Consider the following 16,905-nt stretch of genomic DNA (forward strand, 5'->3'; position numbering starts at 1 on the left):
TTGATTGACTGCGAATTTCCCCGTCTTCACCGACCGGTGAAGGTACCAGAGCGGCTTCGCGGGGTGATCGCCAGCACGTTTCCAGGCGGATGTGGTGCCACTAATTCACTAACTTTTGGGGAAGGAATTACGACATGCGTCAATCACTATTGGCTCTTTCCGGTGCTGCAGCAGCTGGCGCCATGGCAATCGCAATGCTGGCTACCGCGCCGATGGCTTCTGCCAGTGCGGGGGCGTCAGTGACCGGCTCCTACGCCTACTACAGCTCGTCCAGCAAAGTCCTGACAAGCCAGGACACAAAGTCGGACGGCGTCTCATCTGTGGCTCAACTGAGGTATGTGTCGAATGGAACTACTTACATTGCGACCCTGACCAATAGCGCTGGGTATGGATCTGTTGGTCAAACCCAGGGCAGCGGCCGTGTATGTCCGGGCGTGTCTCAACAACCGAAGCGCCGGCACCGGCATCTATGGTTGCTCAGCCTGGGTTGCCACGGGCGCTTAGAAACTGGCAGCAGAGCATACGTTCGGGTGCCCTACGGCGCCGAGGCCCCGGATGCGTGCTGGTCTCTGACGATTTTGTCATCAGAATAGGCTCTGGCGACTATGTGATGGTCAAGGCCTCGAATTCTCGCCTGAGCTCGAAATGCCTCTGGGGTAGGATCCCGAAGAAGTGGAGTCATCACGAAGAAGAAGCCGACGATGTTCGCATTCGTAGTTCTCTCGGTCGGAGTGCTGGCTGGAGTGGGTGCTGTCGCGGCACCTGCTGCACAGGCCGCGGCGGACCAATACACATATGTCGCCGGATCGACCTAGGCCAATTGTCAATCCGCTGTCGACAAGAAGCTGTGGGCGTTGAAGGCAATGGGCTACAGCGCCCAGGTCTCCACCCCTTGTCACGCTGCAGGGGTTACTGCCGCGGCTCTCTGGGTGTCATTCATCAGATACCACAACTGAGAAAGGGATCTTCAGAAGCCAAGCTTGTGACCAATTGGAACATCTTCGTTCATCAACATCCAGACGTTCCACAGAGGCTGGAGCTCGCCCCTAAAACAACGGCCAGGGCACCGCGGGCGCTTGTCCGCTGGGCGCTGGGAACTGCCCAACAGAGCGCAAGCGGTCGGAGCGCAACGCCAATGCTTCGACTTCTTCGGCACTGAGCAGCCCCGCGAGTTGTTGACCCAGCTCGCCCCGGAGCCCGTCGCGGACACGATCCAGTCCGGCGAGTTCATCTGCGCTCAGCGCGTCCCCAATCCACCCCCACAGCACGGTGCGCAGCTTGTGGTCCTGGTGAAAGGTCAGTCCATGGTCAACGCCGTGCCGGTGTCCGTCAGCCATGGCAAGAATGTGGTCACCTTTGCGGTCGGCGTTGTTCACCACGACGTCGAACACCGCTGCGCGCCTGAGTGCCGGCGTATCTTCGTGGACCAGCGCAACGGTCCGTCCGTTCTCGTCCTGGCCTTCGAGAACACGCTTCCAACCCGTCTCCGGCACTGAATCCGCCGCCACCAGATCCACGGCGTTTTGGGCCGGGTCCTGGTCCTGCCACAGCTGCACCATTCCTTCGCCCAGTGGGCCATCGCGCAGCCACGTCCGGGGAACGACGCCCCACCCGAAGGTCTCCGAGACCAGAAAAGCGGCCACCTCACGGTGAGCCAGGGTCCCGCTGGGAAAATCCCAGAGCGGACTTTCGCCTGCTATCGGCTTGTAGACGACCGCAGCCTCGCCGATGCTGCCCAGGAACGTGGCGTTGGATGCCGTCGTGATGCGTCCGGTGAGGGTGAGCTCCGCGGTCAGCAGGTCCGGCGTCGGCATCAGAACCCGGGGGAGGGGCAGACGTGACCTTCGGCATCCATCGGGTTGCCGCACAGCGGGCACAGCGGACGGCCAGCACCCACGACTTCCCGGGTGCGTTTGGCGAAAGCACGGGCGGTGCCTACCGGCATCCGTACCAGCAGCATTTCGCGGTCGGAAGCATCATCCAGGTCCAGCGCATCATCGTCTTCGTCATCGAGCTCGGAGATGGGATAGGCCTCGATCACCACCTGGGCCGTGGTGGGGTCCCAACCCAGGCTGATGGCTCCGGTACGGAACTGCTCCTGGACGGGCTCCAGCGGATCATTGTCCACCAGCTCTATGGGAGTGCCCGTGGGAACACTGAAGGGATTGCCTCCCACCGTGATGAGCTGGTCGAGAATCTCGTCGATTTTCTCGGCCAGGAGAGCCGACTGCTGCTTCTCCATGGCGATACTTACGATCTGTTTCCCTGCGCGCACCTGCAGGTAGAACGTGCGCGCGCCCGGAAGGCCGATCGTACCGATCACTACCCGATCGGGCCAAGCAAACTCGTGAACACGTGTAGGCATGTCAATATTCTAGGCAGAGGACGCTCAGGGCGTCGTGTGCCCGGCGCCGCCGCCCACGGGGGCATCCCCCGAGGGCGCGCTCCGGGAGAGCCAGGAAAGATCGCCGGCCACCGTGTTGGTCGCGACGACGGCAGGCCGGGGGGAGCCGTAGCGGACGATCGATACCGAGGCGGGGTCAACGCTGAGGCGCTGGAAGAGGTCAAGGTGCATTCCCAGCGCATCGGCGAGTATGGACTTGATGACGTCGCCATGGCTGACCGCCACCCATACGGACTCCGGGCCGTGTTCGGCTTCGAAGGCTGCATCGTGGCGCCTGATGGCTGCTACTGAGCGGGCCTGCATGGCGGCCATCGACTCGCCGCCGGGAAAGACGGCTGCGGATGGTTGGGATTGTACGACCTGCCACAGGTCCTCGGTTGCGAGCTCACTGAGCTTGCGTCCCTGCCACTGGCCGTAATCACACTCGGTGAGCGCAGGTTCGATCGGGGAGTACGGCTTGACGGCCTGGCGGTCAATGATGAGCCCGGCAGTCTGCCGGCAACGTTCAAGGGGGCTCGACACCACCCCGACCAATGGCACCGACGCAAGCCGGTCTCCGGTGACGGCTGCCTGGTCGCGCCCGATCGCGTCGAGGCTGACTCCGGGGGCCCGCCCGGCCAAGAGTCCGGAGGCATTGGCTGTGGTGCGTCCGTGCCGCACGAGGATAACTGTCGCCATTCCCTTAGCCTAACTACACGCCCGACGGCGGTCGGTCGCCAGCCCGGCGCCGGCGAAAATCGTTCCTGTCCTGCTGTCAGACAGCGAATGCTACCACCGAGTAGCGTTTGACTTGAAATTCCCGGCAGTTTAGGCATGTAGAGGTTGCGGAACGGTTACAGTTTGGCCATCAAGTCCCAACATCCGGACGCAATGTGGGTAGGCTTACACTCACATGTAGGCAACGTCACAGTAGGAAACTGTGCCTGTGCCTGGGGGGAATCACGAATTTCCCCTCCTCAACTCCACGACTCATAGGAGGCGGAATGCGTTTCTCGCGCACTTCCAAAGCTCTAGGCGTAGCGGCGATCATCGCCCTCGCAGCCACCGGTTGCGGTGGCGGCGGTAGCAACAACTCCGGTTCATCCGCGGGCGACCCCAACAAGGTCATCATTGCTGACGGCTCTGAGCCGCAGCGCCCGCTCATGCCGGCAGACATCAACGAGGTCGGCGGTGGAAAGATTGCCACGCTGATCTTCTCGGGCCTTGTCAGCTACGACCCGTCCGGTAAGCCCGTCAACGAGCTGGCGGAGTCCATCGAGGCGCCTGACGCCAAGAACTTCACCATCAAGCTGAAGAAGGACCAGAAGTTCACCAACGGCGAAGCCATCACGGCCAAGACGTTCGTTGACTCGTGGAACTTCGGTGCAGCAGCAAAGAACGCGCAGCTCAGCGCCACGTTCTTTGAAAGCATCAAGGGCTACGACGAGACCAGCGCCGAAGGTTCCACAGTGGAGACCATGTCCGGCCTCAAGGTCGTGGACGACACCACCTTCACCGTTGAGCTCAAGCAGCCCGAGTCCGACTGGCCGCTGCGCCTCGGCTACACGGCCTTCATGCCCCTTCCGGCAGCAGCTCTTGCTGATCCCAAGACCTACGGCGAAAAGCCTGTAGGCAACGGCCCGTACAAGATGGCAGAGAACGGCTGGCAGCACAACGTGCAGATCCAGCTGGTCCCGAACGCCGACTACAACGGTCCGCGCAAGGCCAAGAACGGCGGCGTGACGTTCAAGATCTTCCAGAACGACGACGCTGCATACCAGGACCTGCTGTCCAACAACCTGGACATCCTGCAGACCATCCCCACCAGCGCACTGAAGAACTTCAAGACCGACCTTGGCGATCGCTTCATCGAGAAGCCGTACGCGGGTAACCAGACCATTGCCATCCCGGAATACCTTCCGGAGTGGAGTGGCGAAGCCGGCAAGCTGCGCCGCCAGGCCATCTCCATGGCCATCAACCGCGAAGAGATCACCAAGGTCATCTTCAGCGGCGGTCGCCAGCCGGCCAAGGACTTCACCGCTCCCGTTCTGGACGGCTACAGCGACAGCATCCCCGGTTCTGACAACCTGAAGTTCGACGCCGCCAAGGCCAAGGACCTCTGGGCCAAGGCCGATGCCATCCAGAAGTGGGATCCGAACACCGTCTTCACCGTTGCCTACAACGCTGACAAGGGTGGCCACAAGGCTTGGGTTGAGGCTATGACCAACCAGCTCAAGAACAACCTCGGCATCAAGGCCGAAGGCCTTCCGTTCGCCACCTTCAAGGAAGCCCGCGATCTCGCGACCTCGGCCAAGCTGACCGGTTCGATCCGTGCCGGCTGGCAGGCAGACTACCCGTCGCTGTACAACTTCCTCGGACCGATCTACAAGACCGGTGCAGGCTCCAACGATGCCCGCTACGCGAACCCCGAGTTCGACAAGGCTATCTCCGATGGCCTGTCCGCCCCGAGCGTTTCCGACGGCAACAAGGCAATGAACAAGGCGCAGGAAATCCTTCTCAAGGACCTGCCTGCCATCCCGCTGTGGTACCAGGTAGCACAGGGTGGCTGGAGCACCGGCGTCTCGAATGTTGACTACGGCTGGGACGGCGTCCCGCTCTACTACAACATCACCGGCAAGTAAGCGCGATTCGGCGGCGGAAGTGCTCAGTTGAGCACCTCCGCCGCCTTATCTCGTTGCAAATCAATGACGCCCAACTCTGGTTGGGCGTCCTTGTGCAGGCCTACACTGCCTTGGCATGGAACGTTTGCACATCAGACGAAAAGGTTCTTTGATGAACAACTCCGCTGCACCCCAGCCCCGGGTGCCTGCTGATCGGGGTGTGGTGAGCTGATGGCCACCTATATCCTTAAACGATTCCTCCAGCTGATTCCCGTTTTCCTGGGAGCGACACTGCTGGTCTATTTCCTGGTCTTCAGCCTTCCTGGCGACCCCATTGCTGCACTCTTCGGCGACAAACCCGTCAACGAAGCGGTCGCGGCCAAGCTGCGTGCCCAATACAACCTGGACCAGCCCTTCATTGTTCAATACCTGCTCTACCTCAAGAGCATCTTCACGTTCGACCTTGGCCAGGACTTCTCCGGCCGGCCGATCGCAGCCGTACTTGGCGAGGTCTTCCCCGTCACAGCACGCCTCGCCGTCATGGCCCTGATTTTTGAAGCTGTCTTCGGCATCGCCTTCGGCTTGGTCGCAGGTCTTCGCAAGGGCAAGCTTTTCGACGGCACCGTGTTGATCGCATCCCTGATCGTCATTGGTATCCCGATCTTCGTGCTCGGCTTCATCCTGCAGTTCTTCATTGGCGTGCAACTGGGGTGGGCCAAACCCACGGTCAGTGCGGCGGCTACGGTTCAAGACCTGATCCTGCCGGCCATCGTTCTTGGCCTGGCATCATTCGCTTACGTTCTGCGGCTTACCCGCACCAGCGTCATCGAGAACATGAATGCCGACTACGTCCGGACCGCGACGGCCAAGGGCCTGTCCCGCTTCCGGGTCATCAATGTGCACATTCTCCGCAACTCGCTCATCCCGGTGGTGACCTTCCTGGGAGCCGACCTCGGCACGCTGATGGGTGGAGCAATCGTTACGGAAGGCATCTTCAACGTCCCTGGTGTGGGTAACCGTTTGTATCGTGCCGTCCTGTCCGGTGAAGGCCCAACCGTGGTCAGCATCGTCACAGTGCTGGTGTTGATCTACTGTCTCTCCAACCTGCTCGTTGACCTTCTGTATGCCTGGCTTGATCCGAGGATCCGTTATGACTCCTGAAAATAACCTCACTGGGCAGGACACCGCCCCGCGCCACATCGAGCACTTCGTTGCCGATCTTGAAGAAACGCCCCTCCAGGCGACCGACAAGGTCAAGGAGGACTCCGCGCCTTCGAGCCTCTGGGGCGAAGCGTGGAAGAACCTGCGTAAGCAGCCGCTGTTCATCATCTCGGCGATCATGATCCTGGCTGTCGTGGTTGTATCGCTCTTCCCGGGCCTGTTCTCGCAGATCGATCCCACGTCCGAGGCCTGCCAGCTGTCCAACTCCGATGGCGGGCCCGCTTCCGGGCACCCGCTCGGGTTTACCCAGCAGGGCTGTGACGTTTATGCCCGCGTCATCTTCGGTACCCGTTCCTCGGTGACTGTTGGCCTGTTCACCACCATCGGCGTCGTTCTTTTTGGCGGCATCATTGGTGCGCTGGCCGGTTATTACGGTGGCTGGGCTGACGCCCTGCTGGCGCGCCTGACGGACATCTTCTTTGCCTTGCCGCTTATCCTCGGCGCCATTGTCATGATGCAGCTGCCCGTTTTCCGTGCGAACCGCACGGTGTGGACGTTGGTACTGATTTTGATCGTCTTCGGCTGGCCGCAGATTGCCCGCATCACCCGTGGGGCCGTTATCGAAGTCAGGAATGCCGACTTTGTGGTCGCTGCCCGCTCCCTGGGTGTCTCCAAGTTCCGTTCGTTGTTGCGCCACGTGCTCCCCAACTCGTTGGCTCCGATCATCGTTGTGGCAACCATCTCGCTGGGCACGTTCATCGTGGCCGAATCCACGCTGTCCTTCCTCGGCATCGGGCTCCCACCGAGCGTTATGTCGTGGGGTAACGACATCCAGGCGGCGCAGGCTTCGTTGCGTTCCAACCCGATGCCTTTGCTCTACCCGGCTATTGCCCTGTCGATTACAGTCTTGAGCTTCATCATGCTCGGCGATGCCCTGCGTGATGCCCTCGACCCCAAAGCGCGTAAGCGATGAAAGGCGAAGCCATGAACTCTTCAGTTCACATCCAGGAAGAAGTCGCCGGCTCCCAGCGTCCCCTTCTGGAGATCAAGAACCTCGCGATCAACTTCGCCACCAGCAATGGTGAGGTCAACGCCGTCAGGAATGCGCACCTCACGGTGATGCCCGGTGAAACTGTGGCCATCGTGGGCGAATCAGGTTCGGGGAAGTCGACGTCGGCACTCGCCGCCATCGGCTTGCTGCCGGGGAACGGCCGGGTAGCCGGCGGCGAGATCCTGTTCGACGGGGAAGACATTGCCCACGCGAGCGAGAAGCGGATGATCGAACTCCGCGGCAATTCCATTGGGATGGTGCCGCAGGACCCGATGTCCAACCTCAACCCGGTGTGGAAGATCGGTTTCCAGGTCAAGGAGACCTTGAAAGCCAACGGTCTTCCGTCAGGCCCCGAGGATGTTGCCAAGGTCCTGTCCGAGGCAGGCCTGCCTGACGCAGCCCGCCGCGCCAAGCAGTACCCGCACGAGTTCTCGGGCGGCATGCGCCAGCGTGCGCTGATCGCCATCGGCCTTTCCTGCCAGCCGCGCCTGCTGATCGCGGATGAGCCAACGTCGGCCCTTGACGTGACGGTCCAGCGCCAGATCCTGGACCACTTGGACAAGATGACGTCCGAGCTGGGTACGGCCGTTCTGCTCATCACCCACGACCTCGGCCTGGCGGCCGAGCGGGCGGACAAGGTAGTGGTCATGTACAAGGGCCAGGTTGTGGAATCCGGTCCGTCCCTCGAGCTGCTCCGCAACCCGCGGCACCCTTACACCAAGCGACTGGTATCCTCAGCGCCCTCCCTGGCGTCCCGCCGTATCCAGGTCGCCAAGGAACAGGGTGTCGAGTCCGACGAGCTGCTGGCCCCCACGGAACCCGTGGTGGTCGAGTCGGCACTTCCCGAGGAGGTGCTGAAGGTTGAGGACCTGACCAAGGTCTTCAAGCTCCGTGGAGGTATTGGCAAGACCACTGACTTCACGGCTGTTGACTCAGTCTCGTTCTCCGTTCGCCGCGGTACCACCACGGCGATTGTGGGGGAGTCCGGCTCGGGCAAGTCCACTGTTGCCCAGATGGTGCTGAACCTGCTGGAACCGACGTCCGGAAAGATCATTTTCGACGGCGTCGACACCTCCACGCTGAACAGCCGGGACTTGTTCAAGTTCCGCCGCCGGGTGCAGCCCATCTTCCAGGACCCGTACGGCTCCCTCGATCCGATGTACAACATCTTCCGGACCATTGAAGAGCCGTTGCGCACCCACAAGATCGGCACCAAGGCCAGCCGGGAGAAGAAGGTCCGTGAGCTTCTGGACCAAGTGGCCTTGCCGCAGTCGACCATGCGTCGCTACCCGAATGAACTCTCCGGCGGTCAGCGCCAGCGTATTGCGATTGCGCGTGCACTGGCCTTGGACCCCGAAGTGATCATCTGCGATGAGGCCGTCTCTGCTTTGGACGTGCTGGTGCAGGCCCAGGTCCTGAACCTGTTGGCAGAGCTCCAGGACAACCTGGGCCTGACCTACCTGTTCATCACCCACGACCTCGCCGTTGTGCGGCAGATCGCGGACCACGTCTGCGTGATGCAGAAGGGCAAGCTGGTGGAAACGGGCAGCACGGACGACGTCTTCGACAACCCCCGTGAGGCGTACACCCAGGCCCTGCTGGATGCCATCCCCGGTGGTTCGCTGCTTCTGCCGCCCGAGGTGGCCTGACCCGGCGTCGAACACCAACAAAGCCGCATATAGCAAGAGCCGGTGGTTTCCCCAAAGGAAACCACCGGCTCTTGCCGTTTAAGCTGCCTGCAGGCCGCTACTGTGCTGGCGTCGCGGTTTCACTGTCAGGACGCGCGGTCAGGCCCAACGCGGCGAGTTCGCGGGCCAGGACTGCCCCCAGCTTGGCGTGTCCTGCGGGTTTCAGATGGACGCCGTCCTGGAGATCTCCCACCGCGTTGTACCGGGTGAGCCAGTCGCCGGCGCTGACGAACGGTATGCCGTGTTTTGCCGCGATCCTGCCTACGAGCGCGTCCACTTCGGTGCGTCGGGCGCCGCCGTTACTGGCGCCGCGGGCGAGGGTACCGATCATGGCGAGCTTGGAGCCTGGGTAGCGCTTGGTCAACGCCGCCAGCAGCCGTTCGGCATTGCCGGTGATCTGGGCGTCCGTTGCCCGCTGGGTGGCGTCGTTGCCGCCGCCCTCGATGACGATCAGGGGAGGCTCGCCATAGGGGAGTACCCAGTCGCCACGCTGGAGTGCGTCAATGTAGTTCCCCGTCTTGCCGTTCGAAGCAACATAGCCCGTCCCGCCCATGCCCACGACATGCAGCTTGTATCCCAGGGCAGCAATGCCCTGCTGCGGCCAGGAGTCCTTGGGCATGGCCTGCGAGTCTCCGATCAGTACCGCCGTGTGGCGTACGTCGGCCAGCACCAGTTCGTTGCGGTTGTTCGTGGGGTTCTTGTACAGGGAACCGACAGGCAGGTTCAGTGCGGTCGGGGAGGGCGCGGACCGCAGGGGTTTTTCCGCGGCGGACGTTTGTGCCGGCCCGGGCGCGGCTGATCGCGTTGAGACGGTTTCGGGTGGTGTTTGGTTCTGTCCGCAGCCCACCGAAAGAACGCCGACGGCGATCAATGGTGCGAGCATGCGGAACGTTGCCGGGGCTTTGCGCATCGTAGGTCTCCGTGTGGCACTGGTTCTGCTGCAATCATGGGGCACGAACGCCGGAAAATCCAGCAAGTGGACGTGTGGTTACTAAACAGTGATGTGCTGTGAGCAAGGCCACATCCCAGCCGCTGATGGCTTGCTTTTTAGGCGCATAAATGCTTCTGCGTTTAGACTTGCTTTAGGTGCCCTGTGTCCCGGGGTCTTTTTCGCTGTGTGTTCCGATCAAGTCGATCAGGTATGCGCGCGGATACAAACAGCTGACTTCACCACTGAATCGAGTCATTAACGCATGTCTGAAACCATCACCAACACTGCGTCGCGGAGCGATCTGCGCAACGTCGCGATCGTCGCACACGTTGACCACGGTAAGACCACCCTGGTCGACGCCATGCTCAAGCAGACCAACTCCTTCGCTTCCCATGGTGAGGTTGAGGACCGTGTCATGGACTCCGGTGACCTGGAGCGCGAAAAGGGCATCACCATCCTCGCGAAGAACACCACGGTTGCCTACAACGGCCCGTCGTCCAATGGCGAGACCATCACCATCAACGTCATTGACACCCCCGGCCACGCCGACTTCGGTGGCGAGGTTGAGCGCGGTCTGTCCATGGTTGACGGCGTCGTCCTGCTGGTCGACTCCTCCGAGGGCCCGCTGCCCCAGACCCGCTTCGTGCTCCGCAAGGCCCTTGCAGCGCACCTGCCCGTCATCCTGCTGGTCAACAAGACCGACCGCCCCGACGCCCGCATCGACGAGGTTGTCCACGAGTCGATGGACCTCCTCCTGGGCCTGGCTTCGGACCTCGCGGACGAAGTTCCGGACCTGGACCTGGACAAGGTCCTCGAAGTTCCCGTCGTTTACGCTGCCGCCAAGGTTGGCCGCGCATCCCTGGACCAGCCCGCCAACGGCTCGGCACCGGAGAACGAGGACCTCGAGCCCCTCTTCAAGACCATCATTGAGCACATCCCGGCTCCGACGTACAACCCGGACGGCGTGCTCCAGGCCCACGTGACCAACCTGGACGCCTCGCCGTTCCTTGGCCGCCTCGCCCTGCTCCGCATCTACAACGGCACGCTCCGCAAGGGCCAGACCGTTGCTTGGGCACGTGCCAACGGCGAGCTCAAGAACGTGAAGATCACCGAGCTCCTGGCAACCCAGGCGCTCACCCGCGTTCCCGCCGAGTCGGCTGGTCCGGGCGAGATCGTCGCTGTGGCCGGTATCGAGGAGATCACCATCGGTGAAACCCTCACGGATGCCGAGAACCCGCAGCCGCTGCCGCTGATCACCGTGGACGATCCCGCGATCTCCATGACCATCGGTATCAACACCTCGCCGCTGGCCGGCAAGGTCAAGGGCGCCAAGGTCACGGCCCGCCAGGTGAAGGATCGCCTGGACAAGGAACTGATCGGTAACGTCTCCATCAAGGTCCTCCCCACCGAGCGTCCCGACGCCTGGGAAGTTCAGGGCCGTGGCGAGCTGGCACTGGCCATCCTCGTCGAGCAGATGCGTCGTGAAGGCTTCGAGCTCACCGTTGGCAAGCCGCAGGTAGTCACCAAGACCATCGACGGCAAGGTCCACGAGCCGATGGAACACATGACCATCGACGTGCCCGAAGAGTACCTTGGCGCTGTTACGCAGCTCATGGCAGCCCGTAAGGGCCGCATGACCAACATGGCCAACCACGGTACGGGCTGGTGCCGTATGGAATTCATCGTGCCTGCCCGTGGCCTCATCGGTTTCCGCACCAAGTTCCTCACGGACACCCGTGGCGCCGGTATCGCTGCTTCCATCTCCGAGGGCTACGAGCCGTGGGCCGGCCCGATCGAGTACCGCACCAACGGTTCCATGATCGCCGACCGCGCCGGTGTTGTTACCCCGTTCGCCATGATCAACCTGCAGGAGCGCGGTTCCTTCTTCGTGAAGCCCACCTCCGAGGTTTACGAAGGCATGATCGTCGGCGAGAACTCCCGCGCAGATGACATGGACGTCAACATCACCAAGGAAAAGAAGCTCACCAACATGCGTGCCGCTTCCTCCGACACCTTCGAGAACCTGACGCCGCCGCGCGACCTCACCCTCGAAGAGTCCCTCGAATTCGCCCGTGAAGACGAGTGCGTCGAGGTCACCCCGGATGCCATTCGTATCCGTAAGGTCATCCTGGACTCCAACGAGCGCGCGAAGGCCAACCGCGCCCGCGCCAAGTCCTAGCCTGTACTGGCCTGAACCAGCCAGGAACAGCTGAATGAAGAGAGGAGTCGCCGGTGCGGCCCGTGGCATTGCCACGGCCGTACCGGCGGCTCTTTTCGTTGCCGCGGCAGGAACCGCCCTGCACCGTCAAAGCGCGCTCTGGTCCGGCGTCGAGGTCCCGTGGGGAGTCGCCGCGGCCTTGGTGCTTCTGGCGTCCGTTCAGTTGTGGCTGGCCGCCTGGACGCGCTCGATAGCCCCAACGGCGGTAGCCGGCGTGGTGAGCTATGCCGCCGTCGGCGTCCTGTCGTCTGCGGGCGCGGCCAAGCAATTGGTGCTGGGCGACGCCGTCGGAAATGTGTGGGTCTTCGGCATCGGCGCAGTGACAATGATCATGCTGGTGGTTGTCAGTCGCCTGCGATTCGGGAAGCCCGCCGCGGCGGTGGCGGCGGAACCTCTTTCGCGGCGATGACCATCGCCAGTGGAATGTCGACGTCGGACGTCCGGGTACGCACGGTGCAGCTGCTGTCGCTGCTTCTCAATAGGTAGCCCAGCGCGTCCGTTAAGCCGTCTTCGATCCTGTAGCGCACCACGACCCGGATTCCCGGCTCTGCACTGCGAAGGAACTGTCCGGGTGGCAAATGCGGCGAAGTCACGGATTCATACTAAGACGCGGGCTAGGTTGGCGTCGGCGCACTGTTGGATAATAGGCTCGGAAGTTGAGTGCCCGGCATGATGCCGGCCGTATTACCCCGGTCATCACCGGGACAAACTGTGGAGAGGTCTGGGACGTGACGTACGTAATCGCGCAGCCGTGTGTGGATGTCAAGGACAAGGCATGTATTGAAGAATGCCCTGTCGACTGCATTTACGAAGGTGAGCGTTCCCTCTATATCCACCCCGATGAATGCGTCGACTGTGGTGCCTGTGAACCGGTATGCCCTGTTGAGGCCATCTACTACGAGGATGACACCCCTGAAGAGTGGGCCGACTACTACAAGGCCAACGTCGAGTTCTTCGACGACCTCGGTTCGCCGGGTGGGGCTGCGAAGGTCGGTAACACGGGCAAGGACCACCCCTTCATTGCCGCACTGCCCCCGCAGAACCAAGACCACTAAGGGCGGTAGTTTCGTTGATTTCCGCGGCGCCGGCTTTCGGCCTGAACCTGCCTGACTACCCGTGGGAGGCCATGGCGCCCTACGTTGCCACCGCCTCCAAGCACTCTGGTGGCGTGGTGAATCTCTCCATCGGCACGCCGGTGGATCCCACACCTGGATTGATTCGCGAGGCCTTGGCCAACGCATCAGACGCGCACGGCTACCCGACCGTCCACGGCACTGAGGCATTGCGTCAAGCTGTGGTGGACTGGTTTGCAAGCAGGCGCGGCGTACCGGGGCTGGACCCCAAGGATGTCATGCCCACAGTTGGGTCGAAGGAGTTGGTGGCCTGGCTGCCGTTCCTCCTCGGACTGAGCGCGGGCGATGTTGTGGTGCGCCCCACGGTTGCCTACCCGACGTATGACATCGGCGCCTCGCTGGCAGGAGCCACGGCAGTTGCCGCGGATGACCTCGAGGCACTGGACCCCGCCACCCGTGCGAAGGTACGGCTGATCTGGATCAATTCGCCGGGTAACCCCACTGGAAGCGTCCGCGACGTTGAGTCGCTGCGCCGGATCGTGGCACAAGCCCGCGAGATTGGCGCCGTGGTGGCTTCCGATGAATGCTATGCCGAACTCGGCTGGGGCGAATGGGACGCCCAGCGCGGGGGAGAGGCTGTACCAAGCATCCTGGATCCCCGTGTTACCGGCGGTTCCACGGACGGTCTGCTGTGTGTGTACTCATTGAGCAAGCAGTCGAACCTAGCCGGGTACCGTGCGGCCTTTGTCGCCGGCGACTCAGCAATCATGGCCAACCTGGTGAACAGCCGGAAGCACGCCGGCATGATCGTTCCCTACCCCGTCCAGGAAGCCATGCGGGTGGCACTGGGGGATGCCGGCCATGTCCTGGCCCAAAAAGATCTGTACCGTGGCCGCCGCGAAAGGCTGGTCCCGGCGCTGGAGAAGTTCGGTTTGCAGATCCAGGAATCCAAGGCCGGACTGTACCTGTGGTCCACTGCGGGAGAACCAACGTGGGACACCGTGGCGCGGTTCGCGGAGCTGGGCATCGTGGTGGGGCCGGGTGTTTTCTACGGAGACGCTGGAAACGGCTTTATCCGTGTAGCGCTCACGGGCAGCGACGAACGTATTGATGCCGCCGTCGAGCGCTTGGGTACAGGCTCATAACAAAGCTGTGACTTGCGCCACTTATGGCGCTATTCCGCCAGTAACCGGACGGCACGGATTAGTTCCGCAGGGTTACTGGCGGTAGCTTTTTAACTGACTATCAATGGTGGCCTTCTCTAAGAAAGCACTTCGGCCGTTGGAGCCCTGCAACAGTAGGGCCGAAGGCGGCGACACCAGAAGTTGGTTGGACAAGCGTTCGATAGAGGCCCAAAGGCCTCATGAAGGGGACTCCATGACTGAGACCACCAGCGCGACACTGCGCCATGCCGGCGGCGAACTCGAACTGCCGCGCATCAAGGTTGTAGAAGGAAACGAAGGCTACGACGTTTCCAAGCTGCTGAAGCAGACGGGCGCCGTCGCCTATGACCCCGGCTTCATGAACACAGCGGCCACCACCTCGGCCATTACCTACATCGACGGCGACGCAGGCATCCTGCGTTACCGCGGTTACCCGATTGAGCAGCTCGCGCAGCACTCGAGCTTCCTCGAAGTTTCCTACCTGCTGATCTACGGGAACCTCCCCACTCCCACGGAGCTGGAAGAGTTCGACCAGAAGATCCGCCGCCACACGCTCCTGCACGAAGAACTCAAGGGTTTCTTCGGCGGGTTCCCGCGCGACGCCCACCCCATGCCGGTGCTTTCCTCGGCCGTTTCCGCGCTGTCCACGTTCTACCAGGACTCGCTGGACCCCTTTAACGCGGAGCACGTGGAAGTTTCCACCATCCGGCTCATGGCCAAGCTCCCGGTCATCGCCGCTTACGCGCACAAGAAGTCCATTGGCCAGCCGATGCTGTACCCGGACAACTCCATGAACCTGGTGGAGAACTTCCTGCGCCTGAGCTTCGGCCTTCCGGCCGAGCAGTATGAAATGGACCCGGTTGTCGTCAAGGCCCTGGACCTCCTGCTCATCCTGCACGCCGACCACGAGCAGAACTGTTCCACGTCCACGGTGCGCCTGGTGGGTTCGTCCAACGCGAACCTCTTCGCCTCGGTGTCCGCCGGCATCAACGCCCTCTTCGGTCCCGCCCACGGTGGTGCCAACGAGGCCGTGCTGAAGATGCTCCGCCAGATCCAGGCCGACGGCATCAAGCCCGAGGATTACATGGAGAAGGTCAAGAACAAGGAAGACGGCGTCCGCCTCATGGGCTTCGGACACCGTGTCTACAAAAACTACGACCCCCGCGCCAAGATCATCAAGGCAACGGCACACGAAGTTCTTGGCAAGCTCGGCGGCAACGACGAACTCCTGGACATCGCCATGCGCCTTGAAGAGAAGGCCCTTGCGGATGACTACTTCATCCAGCGCAAGCTGTACCCGAACGTCGACTTCTACACCGGCCTGATCTACAAGGCCATGGGTTTCCCGGAGAAGATGTTCACTGTTCTGTTCGCCATCGGCCGCCTCCCGGGCTGGATTGCCCAGTGGCGCGAAATGATCAACGATCCCCAGACCAAGATCGGCCGTCCGCGGCAGCTCTACACAGGGGAGCCGGAGCGCAACTACCCGGCTAACTAGTACCAAGCCAGTAACGACGGCGGCCGCCCACCTCGCGCGAGGTGGGCGGCCGCCGTCGTTGTTTCAGGAAGCGTTGTACCCGTAGGGGTTGTTCTTCTGCCAGCGCCAGTGGTCCTCGCACATCTGGTCCACCGTCTTGGTGGTGGACCAGCCGAGGTCGGCCAGGGCGGACGAAGCATCGGCCCAGAAGGCAGGGAGGTCGCCTGCGCGGCGGCCCGTGATTTCGTAGGGGATCGGCTGGCCAACGGCCTTCTCGAAGGACCGAAGCACCTCAAGGACGGAAGAACCCCGCCCGGAGCCGAGGTTCCAGCGGCGAACGCCTGCGCGTTCGGCAATGTAGTTCAGTGCTGCCACATGGCCGTCCGCGAGGTCCACCACGTGGATGTAATCGCGCTGTGCCGTGCCGTCAGGGGTGTCGTAGTCCCCACCGAACACCATGAGCTTCTCGCGGCGTCCCACGGCTACCTGGGCAATGAATGGCACGAGGTTGTTGGGAATGCCCTGGGGGTCCTCGCCGATCCGGCCCGACGGGTGGGCGCCCACGGGGTTGAAATAGCGCAGCAGTGCGATATGCCAGCGGTCGTCCGCGTTGCCCAGGTCCGAGAGGATGTCCTCGATCTGTTCCTTGGTGCGGCCGTAAGGGTTGTTCGCGCCGATTTCCATCTTCTCGATGTAAGGGATGGGGTTGTGCTCGCCGTAAACGGTGGCGGAGGAGCTGAACACAATGGAGCGGACGTCGTGCTTGTCCATGGCCCGGAGCAGGTTCAGGGTGCCCACAATGTTGTTGTAGTAGTAGGCGAGTGGCTCCTGGACCGATTCGCCCACGGCCTTCAGCCCGGCGAAGTGGATCACGGCGTCGATCTGGTGCTGGTCGAAAACGGCCTCCACGGCCGGCTCATCCACCAGGTCAACCTTGTGGAAGGCGGCACTCTTGCCGGTCAGCTCCGAGACCCGGCGGAGGGATTCCTCGCTGGAATTCACCAGGTTATCCAGCACGACGACGTCGTGCCCGGCTTCCTGAAGGGACAAAACGGTGTGCGAACCGATGTAGCCGGTGCCACCCGTGACAAGAATTTTCATGGTCCCTACGCTATCGGAAATCCAAGCCACGCCGCTCA

General features: G+C 62.2%; 15 protein-coding genes. 9 read left to right on the plus strand and 6 right to left on the minus strand.

The annotated features are described in order from the left end of the window. Nucleotides 1-1,046 precede the first annotated feature (1,046 nt). Genes QRM57_RS10710 through QRM57_RS10720 form a run of 3 tightly spaced genes read right to left on the minus strand, consistent with a single transcriptional unit; the run spans nucleotide 1,047 to nucleotide 3,082 of the window. Entirely contained in the window at nucleotides 1,047-1,814 is a 768-nt protein-coding gene (locus QRM57_RS10710) for an SCO1664 family protein (RefSeq protein WP_284986549.1), read from the minus strand. Beyond that, nucleotides 1,814-2,365, minus strand: coding sequence for a DUF3090 domain-containing protein (locus tag QRM57_RS10715; protein WP_284986551.1), 552 nt, complete (start codon nucleotides 2,363-2,365; stop codon nucleotides 1,814-1,816). Before QRM57_RS10715 ends, QRM57_RS10710 begins: the two co-directional genes overlap by 1 nt. Before the next feature lie 24 nt (nucleotides 2,366-2,389). Continuing rightward, complete coding sequence (locus QRM57_RS10720; protein WP_257371178.1) at nucleotides 2,390-3,082, minus strand: histidine phosphatase family protein; 693 nt, start codon at nucleotides 3,080-3,082, stop codon at nucleotides 2,390-2,392. A gap of 305 nt (nucleotides 3,083-3,387) precedes the next feature. Between QRM57_RS10720 and QRM57_RS10725 the strand changes: the two genes are divergently transcribed. The 4 genes from QRM57_RS10725 to QRM57_RS10740 all read left to right on the plus strand — a co-directional run bounded on the left by QRM57_RS10725 (nucleotide 3,388) and on the right by QRM57_RS10740 (nucleotide 8,865). Continuing rightward, nucleotides 3,388-5,025, plus strand: a complete 1,638-nt coding sequence (locus tag QRM57_RS10725) for a peptide ABC transporter substrate-binding protein (RefSeq protein ID WP_235516913.1) — start codon at nucleotides 3,388-3,390, stop codon at nucleotides 5,023-5,025. 210 nt (nucleotides 5,026-5,235) lie between these two features. Next, nucleotides 5,236-6,165 carry an ABC transporter permease gene (locus QRM57_RS10730; RefSeq protein ID WP_235516911.1) on the plus strand — a complete coding sequence of 310 codons (930 nt, stop codon included), beginning with the start codon at nucleotides 5,236-5,238 and terminating at the stop codon, nucleotides 6,163-6,165. Further along, the gene (locus QRM57_RS10735) at nucleotides 6,155-7,138 is read left to right on the plus strand and encodes an ABC transporter permease (RefSeq protein WP_257371177.1); all 984 of its coding nucleotides are present in this window, start codon (nucleotides 6,155-6,157) and stop codon (nucleotides 7,136-7,138) included. The genes QRM57_RS10730 and QRM57_RS10735 overlap by 11 nt, the downstream gene beginning before the upstream one ends. Nucleotides 7,139-7,149: 11 nt before the next feature. After that, nucleotides 7,150-8,865 (plus strand): ABC transporter ATP-binding protein, encoded by a 1,716-nt coding sequence (locus tag QRM57_RS10740; protein ID WP_284986553.1) that lies wholly within the window; start codon nucleotides 7,150-7,152, stop codon nucleotides 8,863-8,865. 97 nt (nucleotides 8,866-8,962) lie between these two features. On the opposite strand, the gene QRM57_RS10745 is transcribed toward QRM57_RS10740, so the two are convergent. After that, nucleotides 8,963-9,814, minus strand: coding sequence for an SGNH/GDSL hydrolase family protein (locus QRM57_RS10745; RefSeq protein ID WP_284986554.1), 852 nt, complete (start codon nucleotides 9,812-9,814; stop codon nucleotides 8,963-8,965). A 283-nt stretch (nucleotides 9,815-10,097) separates the two neighbouring features. On the opposite strand from QRM57_RS10745, the gene typA reads away from it, so the two are divergent. Both typA and QRM57_RS10755 read left to right on the plus strand, forming a co-directional pair. Then, complete coding sequence (typA, locus tag QRM57_RS10750; RefSeq protein WP_257371175.1) at nucleotides 10,098-12,014, plus strand: translational GTPase TypA; 1,917 nt, start codon at nucleotides 10,098-10,100, stop codon at nucleotides 12,012-12,014. A 34-nt stretch (nucleotides 12,015-12,048) separates the two neighbouring features. Continuing rightward, nucleotides 12,049-12,462 (plus strand): hypothetical protein, encoded by a 414-nt coding sequence (locus QRM57_RS10755; protein ID WP_235516901.1) that lies wholly within the window; start codon nucleotides 12,049-12,051, stop codon nucleotides 12,460-12,462. Here the strand turns inward: QRM57_RS10755 and QRM57_RS21055 are convergent. Beyond that, nucleotides 12,398-12,646 (minus strand): putative acetyltransferase, encoded by a 249-nt coding sequence (locus QRM57_RS21055; RefSeq protein ID WP_502868639.1) that lies wholly within the window; start codon nucleotides 12,644-12,646, stop codon nucleotides 12,398-12,400. The two genes, QRM57_RS10755 and QRM57_RS21055, sit on opposite strands and share 65 nt — an antisense overlap. 135 nt (nucleotides 12,647-12,781) lie before the next feature. On the opposite strand from QRM57_RS21055, the gene fdxA reads away from it, so the two are divergent. The 3 genes from fdxA (at nucleotide 12,782) to QRM57_RS10770 (ending at nucleotide 15,787) form a co-directional block, all read left to right on the plus strand. Beyond that, nucleotides 12,782-13,108: a ferredoxin gene (gene fdxA, locus QRM57_RS10760; RefSeq protein WP_211711286.1), complete on the plus strand. Its 327-nt coding sequence runs from the start codon at nucleotides 12,782-12,784 to the stop codon at nucleotides 13,106-13,108. A gap of 14 nt (nucleotides 13,109-13,122) precedes the next feature. Further along, nucleotides 13,123-14,271, plus strand: coding sequence for a succinyldiaminopimelate transaminase (gene dapC, locus QRM57_RS10765; RefSeq protein ID WP_284986555.1), 1,149 nt, complete (start codon nucleotides 13,123-13,125; stop codon nucleotides 14,269-14,271). 232 nt (nucleotides 14,272-14,503) lie between these two features. Continuing rightward, complete coding sequence (locus tag QRM57_RS10770) at nucleotides 14,504-15,787, plus strand: citrate synthase (protein ID WP_024817462.1); 1,284 nt, start codon at nucleotides 14,504-14,506, stop codon at nucleotides 15,785-15,787. A gap of 63 nt (nucleotides 15,788-15,850) precedes the next feature. Here the strand turns inward: QRM57_RS10770 and galE are convergent, their stop codons facing one another. Then, entirely contained in the window at nucleotides 15,851-16,867 is a 1,017-nt protein-coding gene (galE, locus tag QRM57_RS10775) for a UDP-glucose 4-epimerase GalE (RefSeq protein ID WP_235516892.1), read from the minus strand. Nucleotides 16,868-16,905 lie beyond the last annotated feature (38 nt).

The sequence above is a fragment of the Arthrobacter sp. fls2-241-R2A-172 genome (assembly GCF_030208885.1).
Classification (GTDB): domain Bacteria; phylum Actinomycetota; class Actinomycetes; order Actinomycetales; family Micrococcaceae; genus Arthrobacter.

What these genes read in the sequence shown, in the direction of transcription:
- galE (WP_235516892.1), bottom strand. Translation starts at nt 16,867, where the DNA reads ATGAAAATTCTTGTCACGGGTGGCACCGGCTACATCGGTTCGCACACC.
- QRM57_RS10745 (WP_284986554.1), bottom strand. Translation starts at nt 9,814, where the DNA reads ATGCGCAAAGCCCCGGCAACGTTCCGCATGCTCGCACCATTGATCGCC.
- QRM57_RS10720 (WP_257371178.1), bottom strand. Translation starts at nt 3,082, where the DNA reads ATGGCGACAGTTATCCTCGTGCGGCACGGACGCACCACAGCCAATGCC.
- QRM57_RS10725 (WP_235516913.1), top strand. Translation starts at nt 3,388, where the DNA reads ATGCGTTTCTCGCGCACTTCCAAAGCTCTAGGCGTAGCGGCGATCATC.
- QRM57_RS10740 (WP_284986553.1), top strand. Translation starts at nt 7,150, where the DNA reads ATGAACTCTTCAGTTCACATCCAGGAAGAAGTCGCCGGCTCCCAGCGT.
- typA (WP_257371175.1), top strand. Translation starts at nt 10,098, where the DNA reads ATGTCTGAAACCATCACCAACACTGCGTCGCGGAGCGATCTGCGCAAC.
- QRM57_RS10715 (WP_284986551.1), bottom strand. Translation starts at nt 2,365, where the DNA reads ATGCCTACACGTGTTCACGAGTTTGCTTGGCCCGATCGGGTAGTGATC.
- QRM57_RS10770 (WP_024817462.1), top strand. Translation starts at nt 14,504, where the DNA reads ATGACTGAGACCACCAGCGCGACACTGCGCCATGCCGGCGGCGAACTC.
- QRM57_RS10710 (WP_284986549.1), bottom strand. Translation starts at nt 1,814, where the DNA reads ATGCCGACGCCGGACCTGCTGACCGCGGAGCTCACCCTCACCGGACGC.
- QRM57_RS10735 (WP_257371177.1), top strand. Translation starts at nt 6,155, where the DNA reads ATGACTCCTGAAAATAACCTCACTGGGCAGGACACCGCCCCGCGCCAC.
- QRM57_RS10755 (WP_235516901.1), top strand. Translation starts at nt 12,049, where the DNA reads ATGAAGAGAGGAGTCGCCGGTGCGGCCCGTGGCATTGCCACGGCCGTA.
- QRM57_RS10730 (WP_235516911.1), top strand. Translation starts at nt 5,236, where the DNA reads ATGGCCACCTATATCCTTAAACGATTCCTCCAGCTGATTCCCGTTTTC.